We start from the raw sequence: 21,603 nt of genomic DNA, 5'->3' as shown, positions 1-21,603 counted from the left end.
GCGTTGCCGAATCGCTTATCGTGGAGCTTCAAGCCGTTCGGCCAGTGCCGTTGGCGGGCCGACTGCCGATTGATCGCATTTTAATAAAATCCGACGGAACGACCAGACGGTAAGCTCACCATTCGGTTTTCATGAATTTTAATAAGTGAAGTCTAATGTTCCTGCGTTTGTGGTAGCGAGCAGTCGCTTACGCGGCGTGAAAGCGACGAAAGCAAAGTATGTCGCAACGCGCCCTTGGCAGGGGACACCTAATGAAAAATTCCGCAATGGGCGCGTTTCGCTCGGGCAAGAACAGTGCATTTATGATTGTGGCTGCGGTGGCGATCGCGATGGTTTCGGGTTGCCAGAGCGTCGATGCAACCAAGACCAACTCGGTCAAGCCTGTGGTCCACTCGCTTGGCAGCAAACCCGCGGTCCAGCCGGTCAGCGCCATGTTCATCGCTCATTCGTCCAGAAGCGAGCCACTTGTCTATATGACGAGCGCGGTGCGGACCATTGAAAGAGCCTACGCTTTTGCATCGCCGCCGCGGATCAAGGTGCGCACGCCGGCGCCGGTGAAGGCCTCTTACAATCCGGGCAATGGCGGCACGTTCCTGGGGAATTCGCCTTATATCTGCAGCCCTAGCGGATTTGGCCAGCGCGCGAGCTGCCGCCCCCGCTATTCCTGAGCCATCGAGCGGCGACAGGCGCTGCCGTCTTGACTGGCGGCAGTCTCGTCGGTTTCGCCTTCAGGCCAAAGAATGGGGCAGCCGTCCTGACGATCGTGTCGATGTCGGAAAGCTCCGGCACAAAGCCGAGACGTTCGCGTGCGCTTCCCGGATCGGCGTAGAGCTCCGCCGGGTCTCCCGTGCGCCGGGCCCTTAAGACGGCCGGAACCGGTCTTGCCGTCACTCGGCTGACCGCCTGGACAATCTCCTTGATGGACACGCCCCGCCCTGTGCCGAGGTTGACCGCCAGGCTTTGTCCGCCGCCCTCGAGATGCATGAGAGCTTTCAAATGGGCGCGAGCCAGATCGCTGACGTGGATATAGTCCCGTACGCACGTACCGTCCGACGTGTCGTAGTCCGTGCCGAAAACCTCGATCTCGTCGATGATGCCTGATGCGGCCATGAGCACTCTGGGGATCAGGTGCGTCTCGGGCGAATGCCACTCACCAAGCTCGCCGTCCGGGTCGGCGCCGCAAGCGTTGAAATAGCGCAGGATGGCAAATTTCATTCCGTATGCGGACGCATAGTCGCCGATGATCTGTTCGCCCATCAGCTTGGTGCGCCCGTAAGGGCTGATCGGATTTTGCGAGGACGTCTCGCGAACGGGCAATGCTTCCGGCACGCCGTAGGTTGCGCAGCTGCTGGAGAAGATGATGTTGTCGATGGCGTTCGCGCGCGCCGCATCGAGCACGGTGATGGTGCCCGTCACATTGGTCGAATAGTAATCAGCCGGCTCGTGAACGGACTCGCCGACATAGGCCAGCGCCGCAAAGTGGATGACCGCTGTCGGCCGGTACGTCTTCATCGCCCGCTGCAACGCATCCCGGTCCCGGATATCGCCGACGACAAGCGGGCCCCAGGCGACGGATTTCTCGTTGCCGCGGCTCAGATTGTCGAAAACCACCGGCAAATAGCCGGCGCCGGCCAACTGTTTGCAGGTGTGGCTGCCGATGAACCCGGCCCCACCCGTCACCAGGATTGCCCGGCGAGTCATGACGCCGCGGCTCCTTTGACCAGTTTGCTTCCGTAGAGCAGGGTGTCAAAATAGTCGACGGTCTGCGCGAGCCCCTGGCTCAGGCTGATTTTCGGCTCCCAACCGAGATTGGCCCTGGCAAAGGAAATGTCCGGCTTGCGCTGTCTGGGATCGTCGACCGGCAGCGGCCGATGCACGATCCTCGATCGGGAGTTGGTATAGCTGATGACCAGCGTCGCCAGTTCCATGATGGTGAATTCGCCGGGATTGCCGAGGTTGACCGGATGCGCGGGCGCACTCGGCGCATTCATCAGCCGGACGAAGCCCTCGATCAGGTCGTCGGCATAGCAGAAGGAACGCGTCTGCATGCCGCTGCCATAGACGGTCAGGTCTTGGCCGCGCAGCGCCTGGACGATGAAGTTCGAAACCACGCGCCCGTCATCGGGCTGCATGCGGCGGCCATAGGTGTTGAAAATGCGGGCGACGCGGATATCGAGGCCATATGTTCTCGAATAGTCGAAGAACAGGGTTTCGGCCGAGCGCTTGCCCTCGTCATAGCAGGACCGCGGTCCATGCGTATTGACGTTGCCGAAATAGCTCTCGGGCTGTGGGTGAACGAAAGGGTCGCCATAGACTTCGGACGTCGAGGCCTGGAATATCTTGGCGTTGTTCTGTCGCGCCAGTTCCAGAAGGTTCAGCGAACCAAGCACGCTCGTCTTGAAGGTATGGATCGGGTCTTCCTGGTAATGCGGCGGAGAGGCTGGGCAGGCGAGATTGTAGATCTCATCGAACTGTAGACCCAAAGGCAGCGCATTGACGATGTCGTGCTCGATGGATGTGAACCTCGGATTACGCAGAAGGGCATTGAGATTATATCTCTTGCCGGTGTGGAAATTGTCCAGCGCGACAACGTCATATCCGTCCCGCAAAAGACGTTCACACAGATGCGATCCCAAAAATCCCGCACCTCCGGCGACCAGGGCGCGGCTTCGGTTTTGGTTGGCGCCCCTTTGACCGCTCCCGGACTCCAGTTTCAGAACCTTGATGAGCTTACTCATGCTTTCCTCTCACGCACCGCGCACGCTACCGCCCGGGCCGGGACAAAAGCATTGCCCGGCCACGTCCTTCAGAACGTGGCAAACCTCCGCATCTGCGGAACCGCCATCATTGATGTGCGCTAATGTTCTTGGGCTCGCGGAGCTTGTGCTGCTACACGATCTGTATGCTGCTGTTCAGCATTTCTCTGCGCCCCGAAATCGCGATCACACGCCCAGTGTCATCATCGTCGATTGCTCGCCCAAATTGCACATCCCAACGCATTGAAAATATACCTGTGGAAATCCTAGTCAACTAAATTAGCGAAATCTTAACCGTGTCTGTTCGCGAATGGTTAATCATGAGCCGGTCGGACCTGCGCTGTTCCGGAAGCGGATCCTCGTTGTGAATCAATGTATTGGTTGGCTACCGAAAAATTTGTCGACAGGCCTGGCAAGCTGTTTCCAGGCGATGTCGAAGCCCTGACCGCGAGGAAATGCCGGGATCGGCACCCATGGTCCAATTCAGCGTATAGTCCAGGAAACATACAACTGAAAATAGACTTAAGCGATCTGGAGCGATCGTCAGACCTTCTGCGTGCAATGGGATTGTTGCCCAAAACCGCTCGGGCTACAAATATAAAGATTCTGATGTCCATATTTCATCAATGCAGCTTGATAAAAAGCTGACGCGTCACAGCCTGATATTGCAGAAATTATACAAAAAGCCGAAAAGCGATAAAAAAATCGCTGACCGTCGGTGAAGTTGGCTCTCACGGCTTTTGAGCGCATAGGTAGAGTGTCGTCTTCCACGGTTCCCTCGATCGGGCAGTGGGCGGAACGGCAGCCGGGTGCGACTGTGCGAAGGGACGGTGATGGCCGCATCCGCAGGCCATCACAATCAGGAATAAGCGACGAACAAAGGCGACCACGCTATCTCGGATCGGTCCGGAATCGCTGGCCGTTTTGAGGGTCGGGATATGCTACTCCCCGCCCATTTCTTTCTTGAACGTGTCGAAATCGACCTGCATTCCGTTGAAGATGGTGCTCCAGTGGCGGGTCAGCGCAGCCATTGTCACGGCTTCCTGGATCTCTTCGTCGGTGGCGCCGGCGCGCTTGGCGTCCTGGGTGTCCGACCAGATGCAGTAGTTGCAAGGTATCTGCGCCGCCACCGCCAGAGAGATCAGCGACTTGACCTTTGGTGGCAGCGCTGTCTTGTCGCTGAGTTGGATGGCCTTGACCTCGGCCCAGGCCCCAGGCAGGCCGGCTTTGGGGAACTGCTTCACAAAGCTGGGCACACCGCCCATGGTCGACTGGATGTCCTTGATGGTTGCATCGTATTCATCGGAATGGGCCGGAGCCGCGCCGAGCGACAGGATGCAGGCTGCGGCGGTGAGCAGGAACGCACGGCGGATGGACGACTGCACGGATTTGGAAATGCGAGGGTTCGACATGGTTTTCTCCTCTGGTCTTTGTTAGCCTTACTGTGTAAGGTAATGTCGAAAATGAACCTTACAGTGTAAGTTGTCAAGCGACGCCATGGACTCATCGATCAAGAAAAAGAGAGTGCGCGGTCGGCTGTCTCGCGAGATGATCGAGGACGCGGCCTTCCAGGTGATCGAGCGTGAGGGGCTTGCCGGCTTTTCGATGCGCAAGCTGGCAGCCGCGCTCGGCTGCGAGGCGATGAGCATCTACCATCACTTCCCCTCGCAGGCGCATCTCTACGAGGCGCTGGTCGATCGGCAGATCAGCGCGATAGTTATCCCCGACGCCGGCGTGCCCTGGCGCGAACGGATCCGCATCGGCATGCAGGAATACCGTCGCGTCGCGACCGAGCATCCGGCCTTCGCCCCATTCGTTGTCGTCTACCGCATGAATTCGCCGCCATGTCTTGCGAAGCTGGATAGTGTCATCGGCCTGTTCGAAGCGGGCGGCTTCGGTCCGGAACTGAGCGCAAGACTGTTCCGCGCCGCGAGCTACTACCTTATGGGCGCGATCCTCGACGAGACCGCGGGTTACGCCAAGGGTCCTTCGGCGGTGACCACGGTCAGCGACGAGCAGCTGGCGCGGGATTTTCCCAGCGTAATGACAGCCGGGGCCTATTTTGGTAGGGCCGGTTTCGACAAGACATTCGAGCTCGGCCTTGAGATGCTGCTGGATGAAATGGAACGCCTGCGCGACAGCACCAATGCGAGCTAGTTGTCCGGCAAGGTACAATTACAAGGTGGCTGTCTGAATGCGCTTTCTGTTTGTCCTGATCTTGCTCGCCGGCATCGGCACCGGTTTCATCTATCCCTGGGCGATGAGCAATTTCTCCGGCCACGTGATCGGCACATGGCGTGTCTACGAGCAGGGCCGCTTCAAGCCGCTGACGGTGCCCCTCAGCAGCCGCGACGCACCGGTGCGGGTGCTGGTGGATCTGACCGCGAGGGCCGAGCGCATCGTCTCGCAGCAGCGCACGGTGTTGACGCTGACATCGGCCACCAATGGCCGAACGGTGCTTGCCTCGACGCTGCAGTTCAACCATTCGGACAACCCACGCCAAGCCAGCCCGCAGCTGCCCGACAAGATTTTTCGCGATGAGGCCGGCGTGATCGCGAGCGTCAGCCCGGGTCCGTACCTCTTCACCGTCGGCCCGGGTGATGCCGATGACATTCCGATGCGCGCGGTCGACCTGATCCTGCGCTCCGGTGCCGGCGAGATCGACGGCCGCGCGCGGCCGGTCGGCTACGCGCTAATGGCGGTCGGCCTAATCGGGTTTTTGTTCTCCCTGCGCCGTCGTGGCGGCCGGCCGGAAAATCCGAATTCGCAGCCGCCACCGCCGCGCTGGGGCAGGGGCTCCAAGTGAACTACCGCCACGCCTATCACGCCGGAAATTTCGCCGATGTCGTCAAGCATGTCGTGCTGACGCGATTGCTCGACTATCTGAAGCAGAAGGACAAGGCGTTTCGCGTCATCGACACCCACGCCGGCATCGGCCGCTACGATCTGTCCTCGGTCGAAGCGCAAAAGACCGGCGAGTGGCAGGGCGGCATCGGCCGGCTGATCGATGCCTCGTTCGCCGCGCCGGTGACGGCACTGCTCGCGCCCTATCTGGAGACCGTGCGGTCGCTCAATCCCGAGGGCGGCATCCAGAAATATCCGGGCTCACCGATGATTGCGCGCCATCTCCTGCGCAAGCAGGACCGGCTGTCGGCGATCGAGCTGCATCCCAAGGATGTCGCGAAGCTGAGAACCCTCTTTGCCGGCGATTTCCAGACCCGTGTCATCGAGCTCGATGGCTGGCTGGCGCTCGGCGCGCATCTGCCGCCGAAGGAAAAGCGCGGCCTGGTGCTCATCGATCCGCCATTCGAGGAAGCTGGTGAGTTCGAGCGCCTCGTCGACGGGCTCATAAGGGCGCACAAGCGCTGGCCTGGCGGCATCTATGCGCTGTGGTATCCGATCAAGGACCGCAAGGCGATCATCGCTTTCCGCAAGGCGCTGAAGCAATCCGGCATCCCGAAGCTGCTCGACATAGAATTCGAGATCAGGCCCGCCTCTTCGCAACCCAGTCTCGACGGCAGCGGCCTGCTGGTGGTCAACCCGCCTTTCACGCTGGAGGGCGAATTGCGGACACTGCTGCCGGCTTTGCACAGGGTGCTCGCCGTGGAAAGGCCGGCGCACTGGTCGCTGGAATGGCTGGCCGGGGAGTAGAGAGGCGCGGGGGGCTCGAGCTCTCTTTTCCGTCCGGGTCTCCACGTGCCGGAGCCGTTCCGGTTTCCATGCGGGGTTCGGCTTTGGCCAACGCCGTTCCGAACTGGGAAACCATTGTTTCCGCAACCGCTTGACCGCCGCCAAGCGAATCCGCAGAGTGCGCGCAATCGACCTTGAGAGGCTGCCATGACTCGCTTCGCCAAATCCGCACTTGCTGCCCTGATTTCGCTCTGCACTCCGCTTGCCGTGCCTCTCGGCCTTACCCAGGCCGTGCAGGCGGCTGACCTTGGCGCCTATTCCGACGACGATGGCGGCGTCTGTGGCGAGGCCTGGGTGTTGAACAAGATCACCAGCCGCTTTTCCCATCAGGTGCATCACGTGCCGCATCTGCCCAACGTGCAGATCACCGATTTCCGGCGCATCCACCAGCATCTGTATCTGGCGGCCAACGAGACCTGGCCGATCGGCCGCCGCTATTGCGGCGCCACCGTCAGCCTGTCCGACGGTCGCGATCGCACCATCTGGTACCTGATCGAGGAAGGCCAGGGCTTCGCCTCGATCGGCGACAATGTCGAATTCTGCGTCTCGGGCTTCGACCGCTGGATGGTCTACAACGGCCGCTGCCGCATCCTGCGCTAGAGCGCGGATCTCCGTTCCGATTCCTTTTCGCGCCTGCGGCTCTACCCGCTGCAGGCGCTCTTTTTGTGCTGTGTTGACATGAGGCGAACCGTCGGATAGCAGTGAGACAGACCTGTCTCACCACTTGGAAAGCGCCATGACATCGTCGCCTGCTTTCGACAAACGCCAGCACGTCGTCGAAACGGCCTACGGGCTGTTCAAGCGCGCCGGTTTCCATGCCACCGGCATCGACCGGATCCATCGCCGAGGCCGATGTGGCCAAGATGACGATGTACCGTCACTTTCCCAGCAAGGACGAACTGATCGTCGAGGTGCTCGACTATCGCGCCAGGCGTTTTGATCGCCAACTCGACCGCCTCGCCGAGGAGGTCCCGACGCCCGGGAAGAAAATTGCAAAGATCTTCGACTGGCACGATCGATGGTTCCGCAGCCCGGATTTCCATGGCTGCCTGTTCGCGCATGCGCTGGCCGAGTTCGGCGATCCGGAACATCCGGTGTTCAAGGCTGTCGCCAGGCAGAAGAACGGCCTCAAGAAGCGCATGCAGTCAATCCTCGAAGAAGAGATGCCGCGCGGTCGCGCCGAAAGCGTGGCTGCGGTCCTGCTGATGCTGATCGAAGGTGCGACGCTGCTGGCGCAGATGGGGCAGGCGGACACTGCCATTCGCGCCGCCCGCAAGACGGCCCTGGACATCATCGCCGCTTCGCGCAGGCCGCGATGAGCCCGCTGGTCATCGGGCTCGCGCTGTTTGCCGCGATCTTGCACGCGACCTGGAACGCCTTCCTGCGAACCGGGGGCGACAGGTTGTGGACCGTCACCGTCATGAGTTTCTCCGGTACGGCGCTCGCCATCCCCTTCGCCATCTTCCTCACCCTTCCGGCCGCGCCGGCATGGCCCTTTGTCGTGCTCTCGGCCTGCCTTCAGGTCGGCTACAGCGTGTTCCTGGTGGCCGCCTACCGATATGGCGAACTGGGACAGGTCTATCCAATCATTCGCGGCAGCGTGCCGCTGCTTGTCGCGCTCGGCGGGTTCTTCCTGGCCAACCAGCAGCTCACCCAGCCGCAGACCGTCGGCGTCGCGCTGGTCGCCGGCGGCATCATGGGCCTTTCGCTCGGCAGAGGCAGGGCCGCCACGACATCGATACTCTACGCACTGGCAACGGGAGGGATCATCGCCGCCTATGCGACGGTCGATGCGATCGGCGTCCGCGCGGCGGGAAATGCCGGCGCCTACACCGCCTGGGTTCTCGTGATCTATGGCGCATTGCTGCCGGTGACGTTCCTTGCCTGCCGTGGCCGGCTCATTGTCGACCTGCGGGCGCCGGAAACCTGGAAGGCGCTGGCGGGCGGCCTGTTCGCGCTTTTGGCCTATGGTGTCGTGGTCGCGGCCTTCGCGCTCGGGCCGGCCGCTCCCATCACCGCGATCCGCGAAACCAGCGTCGTCTTCGCCGCCTTCATCGGACGCCTGTTCCTCGGCGAGATGCTGACGCCGCGGCGGGTCGGCGCCTGCGCCATTGTCGCCCTCGGCGCCATCTGCCTCGGCTATCAATGACCAAAATGCGCGTCGTGCGGAACCCGATAATTCCTGATGTTGCCGACAGGCAAAATCGGCTAGCCTGAACGCCCGAGAGCAACAGATCACTTTCGGGAGTCCTCATGGACCTTGCCACCATCCTTGCCTTCACGGCTGCCTTCTTCGTGTTCGCGGCCAGTCCCGGTCCGGACAACATGACGATCGTCGCCCGAACGATCTCCAACGGTGCCGCGTCGGGTATTGCCTATGGCGCAGGCACTGTGGTCGGCATCCTCATCTTCCTGATCCTCGCCGTCTTCGGCCTGTCTTTCATCGCCGCCAAGATGGCGATCGCCATGACGGTGCTTCGTTATGGCGGAGCGATCTATCTGATCTGGATGGGCATCAGCTTGTGGACCGCCGTGTCCGTGGTGCCGGACCTGCAACCCATCTCTGGACGGCGCGGGCTGCTGGCGATCTTCGCGACGGGTATCGCGCTGAACCTCGGCAATCCGAAAATGCCGCTGTTCTACGTGGCACTGCTGCCGAACGTGGTTGGCACGTCGCTCGACGCTGGTCATCTCGGTGTGTTGACGATGGTGATCCTGGCTGTCGAGGTCGTGGTGATCGGCGGTCATGTCCTCCTGGCGGGCCGCGCCCGCAGCCTGCTGCGCACGCCCAAGATCGTGCGCCGGGTCAACTGTGCGGCGGGCGGTGTGATGATCGGCGCCGGCTTCGCCGTGGTCGCCACGCGTTAGGGCAATTCCAGGAAAAGTGTGAAACGGTTTTCCCGGGAAAAGCGCGTAGCGCTTTCCCTCAGGGAATTGCGTCAAAACAAGAGATACAGAGAGGTCGCGAAATAGCGCCGCTATTTTCTGCGCTGCGTCGCCTCGGCCTGGTCGATGATCTTGCGCAGGAAAGTGACGTGACCGCGGAACGCGCGCCGCCCGCTCGTCGTTGCCTTGACGCGCGTCTGCGGCCGGCGGCCGACGAACAGCTTTTCGATATCGACATAACCGGCCCTGGCCAGCGTATCGAGATGCGCGCCAAGATTGCCGTCGGTGGCGCCAACGATGGCCTTCAGCCGGGTGAACTCCAGCATCTCGCGCCTTTCCAGCGTGTTCAGGGTGGCCATGATCCTGAGTCGCGTGCTCTGGTGGATGATTTCGTCGGCGCTCATCGAGCGGCTCCGGTGCGGCCAAGCCAGACACTGTCGTCGACGCGGCCACTTCCATGGCGCGCCGTCTCGACGATTCCGGATCGCGCCACCTGCTCTTGTGTGATCGACATCGAAGCAATCTTTCGTCTCATGCAGAATACTCTGCGCGCCAGAGTCATCTGTCAAATCATTTGCAAGGGTGGCGGGATCATGCTTGACAAGGTGATGCTGCGATCGGTCATCGCATTGCTCTCGTGATCTGTGTAGATCGTCCGCCGGCACGAGATGATCACTCCAAACAAGCAGCAGGTGTTGATGTTCGCGGCCGAGGATCTATGCACAAAGCCGCTCGCTGACCTTCAGAGCTTCGCGGCGCGATCGGTCTAGCGGGGTGCGCAGAATGTCGGCGGTGAACTGCTGGCAATGATTGAAGATCAGCAGCGGATTTTTGTGATGATCAGCATGATCGTGAGCCATCGGTAACCAAAATTTAAGCTGCGAAATTCAGTCTATTGCTTCGCTGGCTAGGGAGCCGCGAGTCAGATATGCATTGCCCGTCGAGGTCATTCACGGCCGTCGGCGTAACGCAAGGGGCATGACATGGCGAAGCAGTCGTCTAAGGCGCCGGCATCCAAGACACCGGCAAAGAAAGCACCTGTGAAAGCAGCAACGGCGAAGGTCGCGGCAGCAGTGAAGAAAGCAGCACCCGCGGCCAAGCCGAAGGCAGCACCGGCAAAGGCAAAAGCAGCACCGGCCAAGAAGCCGGCAGCGGCCAAGGCCGTAGCCAAACCGGCAGTGAAAAAGGCAGCGCCGGCGAAGGCCGCGGCAAAGCCGGCCGCCAAGGCAGCACCGGCCAAGAAGCCGGCGGCCAAGCCGGCGGCGAAACCCGTAGCCAAGAAGGCAGCGCCCGCGAAGGCCGCGGCCAAGCCCGCCGCCAAGGCAGCACCGGCCAAGAAAGCGGCAGCGGCAGCGACAAAGCCCGCCGTGAAGAAAGCCGCGGCCCCCAAGGCCAAGGCAGCGCCGGCAAAGGCGAAGGCGCCGGCCAAGAAGTAGACCAGGTCTAGTTGGAGCGCTGTGTGTCCTGCTGGATGCGCAGAGAACGCTTTGACACTTGCGATCGACGCATGATCATTCCGGAAACCGCAACTGGTTTTCGGGAGGTGCGCAAGACGGTCGGCGAAGGGGGCCAGGGCAGCAAAGCGAGGCGCCGGACAGGCTGCCTCGCTTGCTCGCGCGGTTTGGTCTTCTTTCATACCTGGCCATGAAACGAATGCCCCGCCGCGAAGCCGGGGTTGCGGAGGATCAAAAGCAGATCGGATGTTCCGCTCTGCTGTAGTCTTCTTGCTCGATGTGGATCGCGTATCCGTCTGTAGCCAGGTCACGATGGTCATGGCAGGAAACCATCACCGGTTTTCTGGCAGTTGGTTTTTTGTTGCCTGGCCATTGCCGGGCAGCCGCTCCCGGTCAAAAGTGCCGGCCGGCAAACAGGAACCCGATCATGCCCAGACTGCTCTACGCTTCCACCTCTCCCTACAGCTCCAAGGTGCGTATGGCCGCGGCCTATGCCGGCATCGCCATCGATGCGGTGCCGGTCAAGACCGAGGACAAACCGGCGGTGCTGATCGAGGCCAACCCGCTCGGCAAGATTCCGGTGTTGGTGCTCGACGACGGTCGCTCGATCCATGACAGCCGCGCCATTACCCAGCACCTCAACCGTGTTTCGAAGAACGCACTGTTTCCGCGCAACCCCGACAAGCGTCTCGAGGCGGAGGTACTGGAGGCGTTGGCAGACGGCATTTGCGACTGCGCGCTGTCGATGGTCTATGAACGACGCACGCGGCCTGAAGAAATGGTCTATCAGCCCTGGCTCGACCGGCAGTGGGCGAAGATCACGGCAGCACTCGATCTGCTCAACGCCAACCCGCCAAAGCTGCCGAAGAAGATCACCGCCGGGCAGATCGCGTTGCGCGCCTGCCTTGGCTATCTCGACCTGCGCTTTGCCGGAAAGTGGGAAAAGGGCCGCGCCCGGCTGACGCGCTGGGCAGCGCGCTTCGATGAGAAATTTCCGGAGCTGAAAGGCTGCATTCCCGGGTGATCGATTGATTGCCCAAGGTGATCGATTGATCACTGGGGATCGCCAAAGTGACCCATTGGACACAAAAAAAGCCGGGCGCGAGGCCCGGCTTTTTCGTGTCGTGGCTTGAACGACTTAGAACTTCATACCGACGCCGAAAGTGACGCGGTTGTCGGTGGCCTTGACATTGCCGATGCCACCACCGAAGTCCTTGCTGCCGAAGTCGGTGTAGCGATACTCGACGCGGCCGAAGACATTGTCGGTCAGCTTGATGTCGGTGCCAAGACCGGCGGTCCAGCCGAGCATGGTGGCGCTGTCGCTGGTGCCGAGGACAGTATCTTCCACCTTCAGGTTTCTGCCGGCGAGACCGCCGGTGCCGTAGAGCAGGATTTCCGGGGTCACGGCATAGCCAAGACGGGCACGCAGCGAGCCTTCGAAGCCGGCCTTGGAGTCGATGCCGTTATCGTCGCCCTTGACGCCATTGTAGCCGAGTTCGGCTTCAGCACCGTAGACGAAGTTCTCCTGCTGCCACTGGTAGCCGCCGAAGGCACTGCCGACGAAACCCTTGGTGTCGGTTTCAACGCCGAAATCCCTTTCCTTGGTACGACCGCTGAAGCCATAACCGAGATTGATACCGGCATAGGGGCCGGCCCAGGACGCCACAGGCAATTCAGCAACCGGGGCGGGTGCCGGCGGCTCTTCCTGGACGACGTCGGCGGCATAGGCAGTTCCGCTGAGGGCGAAGAGCCCGAGCGCCACGGCCAGCGGCCGTGCGAATTTGAGATTGGCTTGCATTGTTCTTTACTCCTTAAGCCACAGGACACAGGCTTGTTTCTCACGATCGCCATCGACCCGTCCGGGGGGTGAAACGGATCTGGCGTTCGTCGGTTCCAAATGTCGTGTCAAAATGCGGCTGAAGCGAACCTGAACTTGGGTCATTCCCCGGCGCGAATGAGGCTGAAACTTGACGTTGCATCTTCGCAACAGCGAAATGGCAGGAGCAGCGTCATACTGCACTGCACACCGCTTGGTGCAAGGAGTCCAGCGTCCTATATTGCGGTCGGACGGCTCCTGGTCCAGGACGAGTCGGAGTACCCAATCGGTGGGTTCGCCACAATGCTGCCCAAGGTGCGAACGTCATTTAACGCCTGCCAGGCCATATTTCGCCGGCATCGTGTTTTTGGGCCGAAATTGAGGATTGACACCCTATGAGCATAGCCACTGCCACGGCGCTGGTGACGGGCGGGGCGAAACGGATCGGCAGGGCGATCGTCGAGGATCTCGCCGCCCATGGTTTTGCCGTCGCCATCCACTGCAATCGGTCGCGCGACGAAGCGGATGCAATGGCCGGGCTGATCAACCGGAGCGGTGGCCGCGCCGCCGTGGTCGCCGCCGACTTGACCGACATGAACGCCGCCGGTGACCTCGTAGGCCAGGCGGAAGCAGCGCTCGGGCCGCTGTCCCTGCTGGTCAACAATGCGTCGCTGTTCGAGGACGATTCGGTTCTGGACTTCGACTGGCGGGCCTGGGACCGGCACTTTGCCGTGCATGTGAAGACGCCGGCGCTGCTGGCGCAGACCTTCGCCCGGGCGTTGCCGCAGGGACAAGAGGGCCTGATCGTCAACATCATCGATCAGCGCGTCTGGCGGCCGACGCCGCGCTATTTCTCTTATGCGCTATCCAAGTCGACGCTGTGGACGGCCACGCAGATGATGGCGCAAGCGCTCGGTCCCCGTATCCGCGTCAATGCCATCGGCCCGGGGCCGACCCTGAAGAACGCCAGCCAGGACGACAGCGATTTTGCCGCGCAGGTCGAGGGTCTGATTCTCAAGCGCGGCCCGGAATTGCCGGAATTCGGGGCCACCATCCGCTATCTCTGGGAAGCGCGCTCTGTCACCGGCCAGATGATCGCGCTCGATGGCGGCCAGCATCTTGCATGGCAGACGCCCGATGTGACAGGCATGGCGGAATGAGTCCCGTAGATCAGAAAAGCAAGCCACGCAGTGGCGCCGATGACATGCCTCCCGAAGTCGAACTCGACCTTGAGGACGAGGCGGTGGAGGAGATCGTCGAACCCGCCGGGCCCGACATAGCCTTCACCGCCATCGACTGGACGCCGCATGCCGGCGACGCCGAAGGCATGGTCGGCGCCGGGGTGATCCAGACGCTGGTCAAGCGGCTACCCAACGCGCCTGGCGTCTACCGCATGATGAACGCCGCCGGCGATGTGCTTTATGTCGGCAAGGCCCGCAGCCTGAAGAAGCGCGTCACCAACTACGCACAGGGCAGGTTCCACACCAGCCGCATCGGCCGCATGGTTCGCGAGACGTCGACGATGGAGTTCGTCGTCACCCGCACCGAGATCGAAGCGCTGCTGCTCGAAGCCAATCTTATCAAGCGCTTGCGGCCGCGATTCAATGTGCTGATGCGCGACGACAAGTCGTTTCCCTATATCCTCCTGACCGGCGATCACGTTTCGCCCGGCATCTACAAGCATCGCGGCGCGCGATCGCGCAAAGGTGACTATTTCGGCCCTTTCGCCTCCGCCGGCGCGGTCGGCCGCACCATCAATTCGCTGCAGCGCGCCTTCCTGCTGCGCAGTTGCACCAACTCCTTCTACGAGAACCGGACGCGGCCGTGCCTGCTCTACCAGATCAAGCGTTGCGCCGGCCCCTGCACCGGAGAGGTTTCGCACGAAGGCTATGCCGAGTTGGTCGGTGAGGCGAAGGACTTCTTGTCTGGCCGCAGCCAGAAGGTGAAGATGGAAATCTCGGCCGCCATGCAGCAGGCCTCGGAAGACCTCGATTTCGAGCGCGCCGCCATCTATCGCGACCGGCTGGCGGCGCTGTCGCATGTGCAGAGCCACCAAGGCATCAACCCGGCGACCGTCGACGAAGCCGATGTCTTCGCCATCCATCAGGAAGGCGGCCAGGTCTGCATCCAGGTGTTCTTCTTCCGCACCGGCCAAAACTGGGGCAACCGCGCCTATTTCCCCAAGGCCGACCCGGCGCTGGAGGGATCGGAAGTGCTGGGCTCGTTCCTGGCGCAATTCTATGATGACAAGCCGACGCCGCGCACCATTCTTCTGTCGCGTCCCGTCGAGGACCAGGACCTGCTGGCCGAGGCGCTCTCCACTCGCGCCGGCCGCAAGGTCGTGATCTCGGTGCCGCAGCGCGGCGAGAAGAAGGACCTGACCGACAACGCCCTGCAGAACGCCCGCGAGGCGCTCGGCCGCAGGCTGGCCGAAACCTCGACGCAAGGCCGGCTGCTCGCCGGTTTTGCCGAGACCTTCGGCTTGCCCAAGCCTCCGGTGCGCATCGAGGTCTACGACAACTCGCACATCATGGGCACCAATGCCGTCGGCGCCATGGTCGTCGCCGGGCCGGAAGGCTTCGTCAAGAACCAGTATCGAAAGTTCAACATCCGCTCGACCGAGATCACGCCGGGCGACGATTTCGGCATGATGCGCGAGGTGATGGAGCGGCGTTTCTCGCGGCTGCTCAAGGAGCATGGCGATGTCGTCGTGGCCGACGATGCCCCAGCAGGCGAGGCGGCCGATGATATCGAGGACGACATCTCCGGCAGCTTCCCGGCCTGGCCCGACGTCATCCTGATCGACGGCGGCCAGGGTCAGATGACGGCGGTGCGCAAGATCCTCTCGGATCTCGGCATCGAGGACCGCGTCGTGGCCATCGGCATCGCCAAGGGTCAGGACCGCGATGCCGGCCGCGAGCGCTTCTTCGTCAGGGGCAAGGACTCGTTTTCGCTCCCGGTTCGCGATCCCGTCCTCTACTTTGTCCAGCGGCTGCGCGACGAGGTCCACCGTTTCGCCATCGGTTCGCACCGTGCGCGCCGCAAGAAGGAGATGGTCAAGAGCCCGCTCGACGAGATCAGCGGCATCGGCCCCGGCCGCAAGCGCGCCCTGCTCATGCATTTCGGCACCGCGAAGGCGGTCAGCCGTGCCGCCATCGAGGATCTAAGGAAAGTCGACGGCATTTCCGAACAGGTGGCGAAACTGGTCTACAACCATTTTCATGAGAGCTAAGGGATTCGGTCGTTTTCGGTTGGCCAATCGATTTTGGCCTGTTGACCCCCTACATTGGCTTCTGATTTGAGTAGGCACCCAGAAAGAGTTCCCCAAAGATATGGCCAAGCGCGCGTTCAACCTGCCCAACATGCTCACCTACGCCCGCATCGTCGCGGTGCCGCTGGTGGTGCTGTGCTTTTTTCTCGAGGGACATCTGAAGTCGAGCGAGTTCGCCCGCTGGTCGGCGCTGATTATCTTCCTGCTCGCAAGCGTCACGGATTACCTGGACGGCTATCTGGCGCGCGCCTGGCAGCAGACCTCCAACATCGGCAAGATGCTCGACCCGATCGCCGACAAACTGCTGGTCGCCACCTGCCTGCTGCTGCTGGCGGCTGATACCGATCGCCATGCCGGCATCGCCGGCTGGTCGCTGTGGGCGGCGATCATCATTCTGTGCCGCGAAATCCTCGTCTCGGGCCTGCGCGAATATCTGGCGGCGCTCAAGGTCTCGGTGCCGGTGACGCAACTGGCAAAATGGAAGACCGCGATCCAGATGGTCGCCATCGCCTTCCTGCTGGCTGGGCCGGCCGGCGACAAGATCTTCCCGCTGACCACCCAGACCGGCCTGGTGCTGTTGTGGATCGCGGCGCTGGTCACGCTCTACACCGGCTACGACTATTTCCGCGCCGGCCTCAAGCACATCATGGACGAGTGAGATGACGACCCGGCTCATCTATTTTGCCTGGGTGCGCGAGCGGATCGGCCTGCCCGAGGAAGACGTCGACTTGCCTGCCGGCATCGAGACGGTCGCCGACCTCCTGCGCTGGCTGAAATCGCGTGGCGAGGGCTACGAGCACGCGCTGCAATATCCCGACGTGATCCGCGTCGCCATCAATCAGGAACATGTCGAGCACCGCGAGAAGATATCAGGGGCTCGCGAGATTGCGCTGTTCCCGCCGATGACCGGGGGCTGACCATGTCGGCCGCCGTGGTGCCGACGGTGCGGATCCAGCGCGAAGATTTCGACGTCGCTGCAGAGATCGCCAGGTTGACGCAAGGCCGCGCCGATATCGGCGCCGTGGTGACCTTCTCCGGCCTTTGCCGCGACGAGCAGGGCGCGCTCGCAGCACTCGAACTCGAGCATTATCCCGGCATGGCGGAAGCCGAGATCAGCCGCATCGCCGTTGAAGCGGTCCAGCGCTGGCCGCTGCAAGGCCTCACGGCCATCCACCGCCACGGCAAGATCGCGCCCGGCGACAACATCGTGCTGGTGGTGGCGGCATCGGCGCATCGCCAGGCGGCGTTCGAGGCGGCGAACTTTCTCATGGACTACCTGAAATCGCGCGCGCCGTTCTGGAAGAAGGAGCATCGCGCTGACGGCTCCGAGGGCGGCTGGGTCGACGCCAAGGAAGCCGACACCAAGGCCGCACAGCGCTGGAAACCGTCCGAATAAAATCCTGTCGCAGCCATGCATTGACCGCAATCCTTTGGCCAATTGACCGCGGTTGGTCAGCTTGGGCATTGGCAGCCCAGGCGAGGGAGATGGTCATGCTGGACAGGATCGCGGAGTTCTTCGTCTTCGGTTTCGTGCCTCTGGTCGTCGGCATATTGGCCGTGCCGGAACTGTCTGCTGCCGCCGAAAATGCCGTGCGGGGCGAGGTGATCTATCGCGAGCGCATAGCCTTGCCGCCCAGTGCCGTGCTCTCCGTGCAGCTTGCCGATGTCTCGCTGGCCGACGCGCCGGCCACGATCATCGGCGAGCAGAACATGAAGCCGGCCGGCCAGGTGCCGATCAGCTTCGAGATCAAATTCGATCCCTCCGTCATCCGGTCGCAGATGACCTACGCCTTGCAAGCCCGCATTACCGTCGACGGCAAGCTCCTGTTCATCTCCGATATGCGCCATCAGGTCGATCCGCTGACCGACGTGCCGCAGACCATCATGCTGAAGATGGTCACGCCGAGCGCCGAGCAGACGGCTTCTGTCATTGGTCAGATCTGGCTGGTCGACTATGTCGACGGCATTGGCGCCATCGCCGCGCCGCAAGCCACGTTCAGGATCAGCGAGGCTGGTAAGGCGGGCGGCAGCGGTCCCTGCAACACCTATTTCGCCACCGCCAAGGTCGAAGGCCAGGCGATCGCGATCAGCGACATCGGCTCGACCTACAAGGCCTGCGCGCCCGAGGTGATGGCTGAGGAAAAGGCGCTGTTCGATGCATTGACCAAGGCGGCGTCATACAGCGTCGGCGACGGCAAGCTCGTCATATCGGACAAGGATGGCCGTGAGATCCTGCGCTTCAGCGCCGCAAGCTGATGCCCGGTCCGGCGTCACCCCGGCGCGGCGAGAGCCGATCGTTGCACCAATGAAAAAGGCCGGCGAGACGCCGGCCTTTTTACAGGGTCCAAGGTCTGGACTGTCGTGTCAGCCGACGATCTCGGTGTCCGAGAACCAGTACTTGATCTCTTCTGCTGCCGTCTCCGGCGCATCGGAGCCGTGCACCGAGTTCTCGCCGATCGACAGCGCATGCACCTTGCGGATGGTGCCTTCGGCGGCATTGGCCGGGTTGGTGGCGCCCATCACTTCGCGGTTCCTGGCAATGGCGTTCTCGCCTTCCAGCACCTGCACGATGGTCGGTGCCGACGACATGAACTCCACCAGCTCGCCGAAGAACGGACGGTCCTTGTGGACGGCATAAAAGCCTTCCGCCTCACGACGGCTCATCCAGACCCGGCGCGAGGCGATGACGCGCAAGCCGGCCTCTTCCAGCATCCTGGTGATGGCGCCGGTGAGGTTGCGCCGGGTAGCGTCCGGCTTGATCATGGAAAAGGTGCGTTCGAGCGCCATGGGTCGTCCTTGTGATGAGAATGGAATTGAGAGTGGCGGGCTCTATACAAGCCGCCCGGCCCATTGCCAAGGGGTGAGGCCAAAGGGGCGAGGGATGGTCCGCGAAGCGGACAGAAAGCCAATTCCGAGCAATGATCGCCCGCAGCGATGCGAAGGGCCGGAGCAGCTGTGCGCTTCTGTGTCAGGCCGGCGCCGATGAGGCGGACCGGCCGGCGAGATCGGATGGCTGCAATGCGATGCTTTGCTTGCTATAGTTGCGTGTCGGCGCCGCGCTGAAGTCGGCCCGAAGGGAGACAACATGATCATGGCAGACGATCGTCAGGAACGCATTCGCAACCGCGCGCATCAGATCTGGCTGGAAGAGGGACAACCGGCCGGGCAGCATGATCGCCATTGGCACCAGGCGGTAGCCGACATCGACCAGGAGGATGCCGGGGGGAAGTCGGCAGCCAAAAAGGCAGCTGGCGCCGGCAAGGCAAAAGCCGCTCCCAAGGCAAAAGCCGCCCCCAAGGTGGCGAAGCCTGCCACAAAGACCAGCACGCCAAAAAAAGCGGCAGCCAAGTAGGCTTGGCTATCTCGCAGCTGGCCTTCCCCGCAAGGGATTGACTGCCTGCGTGGCTGCCCAGCGCCAGGTCAGGCGCGACGGCGTCACGCCGCCGCCACCTTTCGTGCCAGCCCGCCGTGCAGGTCGAGGCAGCGGGCGAACCATTGCGCCACCACGTCGCTGTCGTCGAGCAGCTGGTAGGGCGAGGCTATGCGCGCCCATTGCAGGGCGCCGAAAATGATGTAGTCGGCGAACAGCGGCGACGCGCCGCCAATATAGGGCTGGTAGCCGAGCATTGAGCGCAGCGGCTCCAATCCGGTGCGGAATGTTGCCAGCCCGGCGTCGCGCGCGGTGACGATATCCTCCAGCTTCCTGCCAAGGCGTTGCTCGCGGCTCTGGCGGAAATAAGCGGCGTTCTCCTCGTCCTGCATGGCGTGGAGGTCGATGATCGCCGCGGTGGTGACATAGGGATGGATGGTCAGCTGCGACCAGCGTTCGATGAAGCGCGCCATCGCCTTGCCGCCTTCGCCGCCAAACAGCGTCGGCCGATCCGGACAGGCTTCGTCGAGATAGTGCGCGATGGCGAAGGAATCGGCGACGACCGTCTCGCCGTCGCGGATCACCGGAACGGTTTTCGAAACGCCGTCCTCGACAGCGGGCACCTCGAGAAAGCGCGTCGGTGCGGTCGAAATGTCGAGCCCCTTGTGCGCAAGCGCCATCGCCACCTTCCAGCAATGCGGGCTGAACGGACGGCCAGCGTCGCGTCCGACGAGGTCATAGAGCAGAATGGTCATTGGCGTTGGGCCCGTCGCGGGTTAGGTAGGCCCCGCATCGATGCGAGCCGAGGGGAAGCCATGAGACAGCATTTCATGATGTTTGCGGCCTATAATCAATGGGCCAACAACCGCATCTATGATGCCGCGGCCGAACTCGACGAAGAGGAATTCAACCGCAATGTCGGCGCTTTTTTCGGCTCGATGATGGGGACGCTCAACCACCTGCTGACAGCCGACCGCATCTGGATGAAGCGCTTCACCGGCGAGGGCGACGCGCCGACGACGCTGGATGCCGTCCTGCACCGGGGCTTGCCCGGCCTGCGGATGGCGCGTGAAGCCGAGGACAGGAGGATCATCGATTGGGTCGGCGGCCTCAGCGACAAGGCGTTGACGGGCCGCTTCACCTATATGACTGTCTCGGACATGCGCACGGTCTCGCAAAGGCTGGCCCCGGCACTGGATCATGTCTTCAACCACCAGACACATCACCGCGGCCAGGCGCACACGATCCTGACCATCCTGGGACGGCCAAGCCTGGGTCTGGACCTGATGCTCTTCCAGCGCACCGAGGAGGGCAGGGCTTTCGCATGATCCCGGTTGGGGGCTGATCGAAGTTCAGCCGGCGGTCTCGCTGTCCAACTGGTTCTGCGTCAGTGCGGCTTCGGCTGCGATCCACTGCTTGAACAGCGATACCTTGCGAGCGTGTAGCGCCTTGTCGGGGCAGACGAAATACCACCCCGCCGTATTCGGCTGGTGCACCTTGAATGGAGCCACCAGCCTTTCGGCCCGGATATCGCTGGCCATATAGGCACGATTGGCCACGGCGAATCCCAGTCCGGCGCTAGCCGCCTCGTAGGACATCATGCAGGAATCGAAGTAGATGCTTTTGGTCTCCCGGAGCACGAAGCCGGCGCCGGCGAAGTCGAGCCACGATTGCCAGTTCTGGGTGCAGGTGTCGGAATGCAGCAGCGTGAAGTGACGTAGATCTTCAGGCCGCACCTTCGACGGAGGCTTGTCGCCCAGGATTTCGCGGAAGAGCTTCCTGCTGCACACCGGCGTCAGGTCTTCCCGAAACAGCAAATCTGACTGCAGCCCGTGAAAGTGGCCGTCGCCATAGCGGATTTCGAGATCGAACTCGGAAGTCGTGAATTCATGCGTCGCGTAGGATGTCGAGACCCGCATCACAATATCGGGGTACTGCCGCTGGAACAGTGGCAGGCGTGGAAACAGCCAGCGTGCCGCAAAGGTCGGCAGCACCGATATCTTCAACACATGCTCCTGCGACTGCCCGGTCGCCTCCATGCTGGCGGCGACGATCCGCTCCAGCGCCTCGCGAACGCGCGAGACATAAGTCTCGCCCTCCGGCGTCAATGACACAGCATTGCCGCCGCGCTGGAAAATCTTGAAACGCAGTTGATCCTCAAGGCTTTTGACGCGCTGGCTGACCGCCGAAGCGGTGATAAACTGTTCTTCGCCGGCGCGCGTGAAATTCCCGTGCCTCGCAGCACTCTCCACGATTTTCAGCGAATTGAGGTTGACCTGACTGAGCAGACGCACGGTTTCGACCTTAAGCTGGGCTTACACTAGCACCAGCATTCCTAATTTTACAGGGGTGGGTGATCT

26 protein-coding genes and 1 pseudogene are annotated in these 21,603 nt (G+C 62.1%); 18 read left to right on the top strand and 9 right to left on the bottom strand.

What is annotated here, in order from left to right; all coding sequences use genetic code 11:
- The first annotated feature begins 251 nt into the window (after positions 1-251).
- A complete protein-coding gene (locus CGZ66_RS18605; protein ID WP_167392161.1) occupies positions 252-668 on the top strand; it encodes a hypothetical protein in 417 nt (138 codons plus the stop codon).
- On the opposite strand, the gene galE is transcribed toward CGZ66_RS18605, so the two are convergent.
- From galE to CGZ66_RS18590, 3 genes are all read right to left on the bottom strand, one after another.
- On the bottom strand, positions 622-1,701 hold the full coding sequence (gene galE / locus CGZ66_RS18600) for a UDP-glucose 4-epimerase GalE (protein WP_095086355.1): 1,080 nt from the start codon (positions 1,699-1,701) through the stop codon (positions 622-624). The two genes, CGZ66_RS18605 and galE, sit on opposite strands and share 47 nt — an antisense overlap.
- Entirely contained in the window at positions 1,698-2,738 is a 1,041-nt protein-coding gene (locus CGZ66_RS18595; protein WP_095086352.1) for a UDP-glucuronic acid decarboxylase family protein, read from the bottom strand. Before CGZ66_RS18595 ends, galE begins: the two co-directional genes overlap by 4 nt.
- Positions 2,739-3,697: 959 nt before the next feature.
- Positions 3,698-4,168 carry a carboxymuconolactone decarboxylase family protein gene (locus tag CGZ66_RS18590; RefSeq protein ID WP_095086349.1) on the bottom strand — a complete coding sequence of 157 codons (471 nt, stop codon included), beginning with the start codon at positions 4,166-4,168 and terminating at the stop codon, positions 3,698-3,700.
- Positions 4,169-4,253: 85 nt separating this feature from the next.
- Between CGZ66_RS18590 and CGZ66_RS18585 the strand changes: the two genes are divergently transcribed.
- The 7 genes and pseudogenes from CGZ66_RS18585 (at position 4,254) to CGZ66_RS18555 (ending at position 9,314) form a co-directional block, all read left to right on the top strand.
- The gene (locus CGZ66_RS18585) at positions 4,254-4,913 is read left to right on the top strand and encodes a TetR/AcrR family transcriptional regulator (RefSeq protein ID WP_095086346.1); all 660 of its coding nucleotides are present in this window, start codon (positions 4,254-4,256) and stop codon (positions 4,911-4,913) included.
- 37 nt (positions 4,914-4,950) lie between these two features.
- Complete coding sequence (locus CGZ66_RS18580) at positions 4,951-5,562, top strand: hypothetical protein (protein ID WP_095086343.1); 612 nt, start codon at positions 4,951-4,953, stop codon at positions 5,560-5,562.
- A complete protein-coding gene (locus tag CGZ66_RS18575; RefSeq protein ID WP_095086340.1) occupies positions 5,559-6,407 on the top strand; it encodes a 23S rRNA (adenine(2030)-N(6))-methyltransferase RlmJ in 849 nt (282 codons plus the stop codon). Before CGZ66_RS18580 ends, CGZ66_RS18575 begins: the two co-directional genes overlap by 4 nt.
- Positions 6,408-6,593: 186 nt before the next feature.
- Positions 6,594-7,046 (top strand): hypothetical protein, encoded by a 453-nt coding sequence (locus CGZ66_RS18570; RefSeq protein ID WP_095086336.1) that lies wholly within the window; start codon positions 6,594-6,596, stop codon positions 7,044-7,046.
- 136 nt (positions 7,047-7,182) lie between these two features.
- A pseudogene (locus CGZ66_RS18565) lies at positions 7,183-7,765 on the top strand (TetR/AcrR family transcriptional regulator).
- Positions 7,762-8,595: an EamA family transporter gene (locus CGZ66_RS18560; RefSeq protein WP_095086333.1), complete on the top strand. Its 834-nt coding sequence runs from the start codon at positions 7,762-7,764 to the stop codon at positions 8,593-8,595. Before CGZ66_RS18565 ends, CGZ66_RS18560 begins: the two are co-directional and overlap by 4 nt.
- 104 nt (positions 8,596-8,699) lie before the next feature.
- Positions 8,700-9,314 (top strand): LysE family translocator, encoded by a 615-nt coding sequence (locus CGZ66_RS18555; RefSeq protein WP_095086330.1) that lies wholly within the window; start codon positions 8,700-8,702, stop codon positions 9,312-9,314.
- Positions 9,315-9,424: 110 nt separating this feature from the next.
- On the opposite strand, the gene CGZ66_RS18550 is transcribed toward CGZ66_RS18555, so the two are convergent.
- Positions 9,425-9,736 carry a transcriptional regulator gene (locus CGZ66_RS18550; RefSeq protein WP_095086327.1) on the bottom strand — a complete coding sequence of 104 codons (312 nt, stop codon included), beginning with the start codon at positions 9,734-9,736 and terminating at the stop codon, positions 9,425-9,427.
- Positions 9,733-9,867, bottom strand: a complete 135-nt coding sequence (locus CGZ66_RS41355) for a hypothetical protein (RefSeq protein ID WP_280952811.1) — start codon at positions 9,865-9,867, stop codon at positions 9,733-9,735. Before CGZ66_RS41355 ends, CGZ66_RS18550 begins: the two co-directional genes overlap by 4 nt.
- Before the next feature lie 448 nt (positions 9,868-10,315).
- Between CGZ66_RS41355 and CGZ66_RS18540 the strand changes: the two genes are divergently transcribed.
- Positions 10,316-10,768: a histone gene (locus tag CGZ66_RS18540; RefSeq protein ID WP_095086321.1), complete on the top strand. Its 453-nt coding sequence runs from the start codon at positions 10,316-10,318 to the stop codon at positions 10,766-10,768.
- A 445-nt stretch (positions 10,769-11,213) separates the two neighbouring features.
- Positions 11,214-11,810, top strand: coding sequence for a glutathione S-transferase family protein (locus CGZ66_RS18535; RefSeq protein ID WP_095086318.1), 597 nt, complete (start codon positions 11,214-11,216; stop codon positions 11,808-11,810).
- Between the two features lie 114 nt (positions 11,811-11,924).
- Here CGZ66_RS18535 and CGZ66_RS18530 read toward each other — a convergent pair whose 3' ends face one another.
- Positions 11,925-12,584, bottom strand: coding sequence for an outer membrane protein (locus CGZ66_RS18530; RefSeq protein ID WP_095086315.1), 660 nt, complete (start codon positions 12,582-12,584; stop codon positions 11,925-11,927).
- A 413-nt stretch (positions 12,585-12,997) separates the two neighbouring features.
- Here CGZ66_RS18530 and CGZ66_RS18525 point away from each other — a divergent pair, with 413 nt between their 5' ends.
- The 6 genes from CGZ66_RS18525 (at position 12,998) to CGZ66_RS18500 (ending at position 18,129) form a co-directional block, all read left to right on the top strand.
- The gene (locus CGZ66_RS18525) at positions 12,998-13,762 is read left to right on the top strand and encodes an SDR family oxidoreductase (RefSeq protein ID WP_095086312.1); all 765 of its coding nucleotides are present in this window, start codon (positions 12,998-13,000) and stop codon (positions 13,760-13,762) included.
- Entirely contained in the window at positions 13,759-15,834 is a 2,076-nt protein-coding gene (uvrC, locus tag CGZ66_RS18520) for an excinuclease ABC subunit UvrC (RefSeq protein WP_095086309.1), read from the top strand. The genes CGZ66_RS18525 and uvrC overlap by 4 nt, the downstream gene beginning before the upstream one ends.
- Before the next feature lie 100 nt (positions 15,835-15,934).
- Entirely contained in the window at positions 15,935-16,531 is a 597-nt protein-coding gene (gene pgsA, locus CGZ66_RS18515) for a CDP-diacylglycerol--glycerol-3-phosphate 3-phosphatidyltransferase (RefSeq protein ID WP_095086306.1), read from the top strand.
- 1 nt (position 16,532) lies between these two features.
- A complete protein-coding gene (gene moaD / locus CGZ66_RS18510) occupies positions 16,533-16,790 on the top strand; it encodes a molybdopterin converting factor subunit 1 (protein ID WP_095086303.1) in 258 nt (85 codons plus the stop codon).
- 2 nt (positions 16,791-16,792) lie between these two features.
- Positions 16,793-17,269: a molybdenum cofactor biosynthesis protein MoaE gene (locus tag CGZ66_RS18505; RefSeq protein ID WP_095086300.1), complete on the top strand. Its 477-nt coding sequence runs from the start codon at positions 16,793-16,795 to the stop codon at positions 17,267-17,269.
- Positions 17,270-17,364: 95 nt separating this feature from the next.
- Entirely contained in the window at positions 17,365-18,129 is a 765-nt protein-coding gene (locus tag CGZ66_RS18500) for a YbaY family lipoprotein (RefSeq protein WP_095086756.1), read from the top strand.
- Positions 18,130-18,237: 108 nt separating this feature from the next.
- On the opposite strand, the gene ndk is transcribed toward CGZ66_RS18500, so the two are convergent.
- On the bottom strand, positions 18,238-18,660 hold the full coding sequence (gene ndk, locus CGZ66_RS18495) for a nucleoside-diphosphate kinase (RefSeq protein WP_027048827.1): 423 nt from the start codon (positions 18,658-18,660) through the stop codon (positions 18,238-18,240).
- A 298-nt stretch (positions 18,661-18,958) separates the two neighbouring features.
- On the opposite strand from ndk, the gene CGZ66_RS18490 reads away from it, so the two are divergent.
- A complete protein-coding gene (locus tag CGZ66_RS18490; RefSeq protein ID WP_095086297.1) occupies positions 18,959-19,225 on the top strand; it encodes a DUF2934 domain-containing protein in 267 nt (88 codons plus the stop codon).
- Positions 19,226-19,308: 83 nt separating this feature from the next.
- Here the strand turns inward: CGZ66_RS18490 and CGZ66_RS18485 are convergent, their stop codons facing one another.
- Positions 19,309-19,998 carry a glutathione S-transferase family protein gene (locus CGZ66_RS18485; protein ID WP_095086294.1) on the bottom strand — a complete coding sequence of 230 codons (690 nt, stop codon included), beginning with the start codon at positions 19,996-19,998 and terminating at the stop codon, positions 19,309-19,311.
- Positions 19,999-20,058: 60 nt separating this feature from the next.
- Here CGZ66_RS18485 and CGZ66_RS18480 point away from each other — a divergent pair, with 60 nt between their 5' ends.
- Entirely contained in the window at positions 20,059-20,571 is a 513-nt protein-coding gene (locus tag CGZ66_RS18480; RefSeq protein ID WP_095086291.1) for a DinB family protein, read from the top strand.
- Between the two features lie 24 nt (positions 20,572-20,595).
- Here the strand turns inward: CGZ66_RS18480 and CGZ66_RS18475 are convergent, their stop codons facing one another.
- Positions 20,596-21,537 carry a LysR substrate-binding domain-containing protein gene (locus CGZ66_RS18475; protein WP_095086288.1) on the bottom strand — a complete coding sequence of 314 codons (942 nt, stop codon included), beginning with the start codon at positions 21,535-21,537 and terminating at the stop codon, positions 20,596-20,598.
- Positions 21,538-21,603: the final 66 nt, after the last annotated feature.

It is taken from the genome of Mesorhizobium sophorae, from assembly GCF_002270415.1.
Taxonomy (GTDB): domain Bacteria; phylum Pseudomonadota; class Alphaproteobacteria; order Rhizobiales; family Rhizobiaceae; genus Mesorhizobium; species Mesorhizobium sophorae.
The sequence above is the reverse complement of the archived record's forward strand: the minus strand, read 5'-3'. Positions and strand labels throughout refer to the sequence as shown.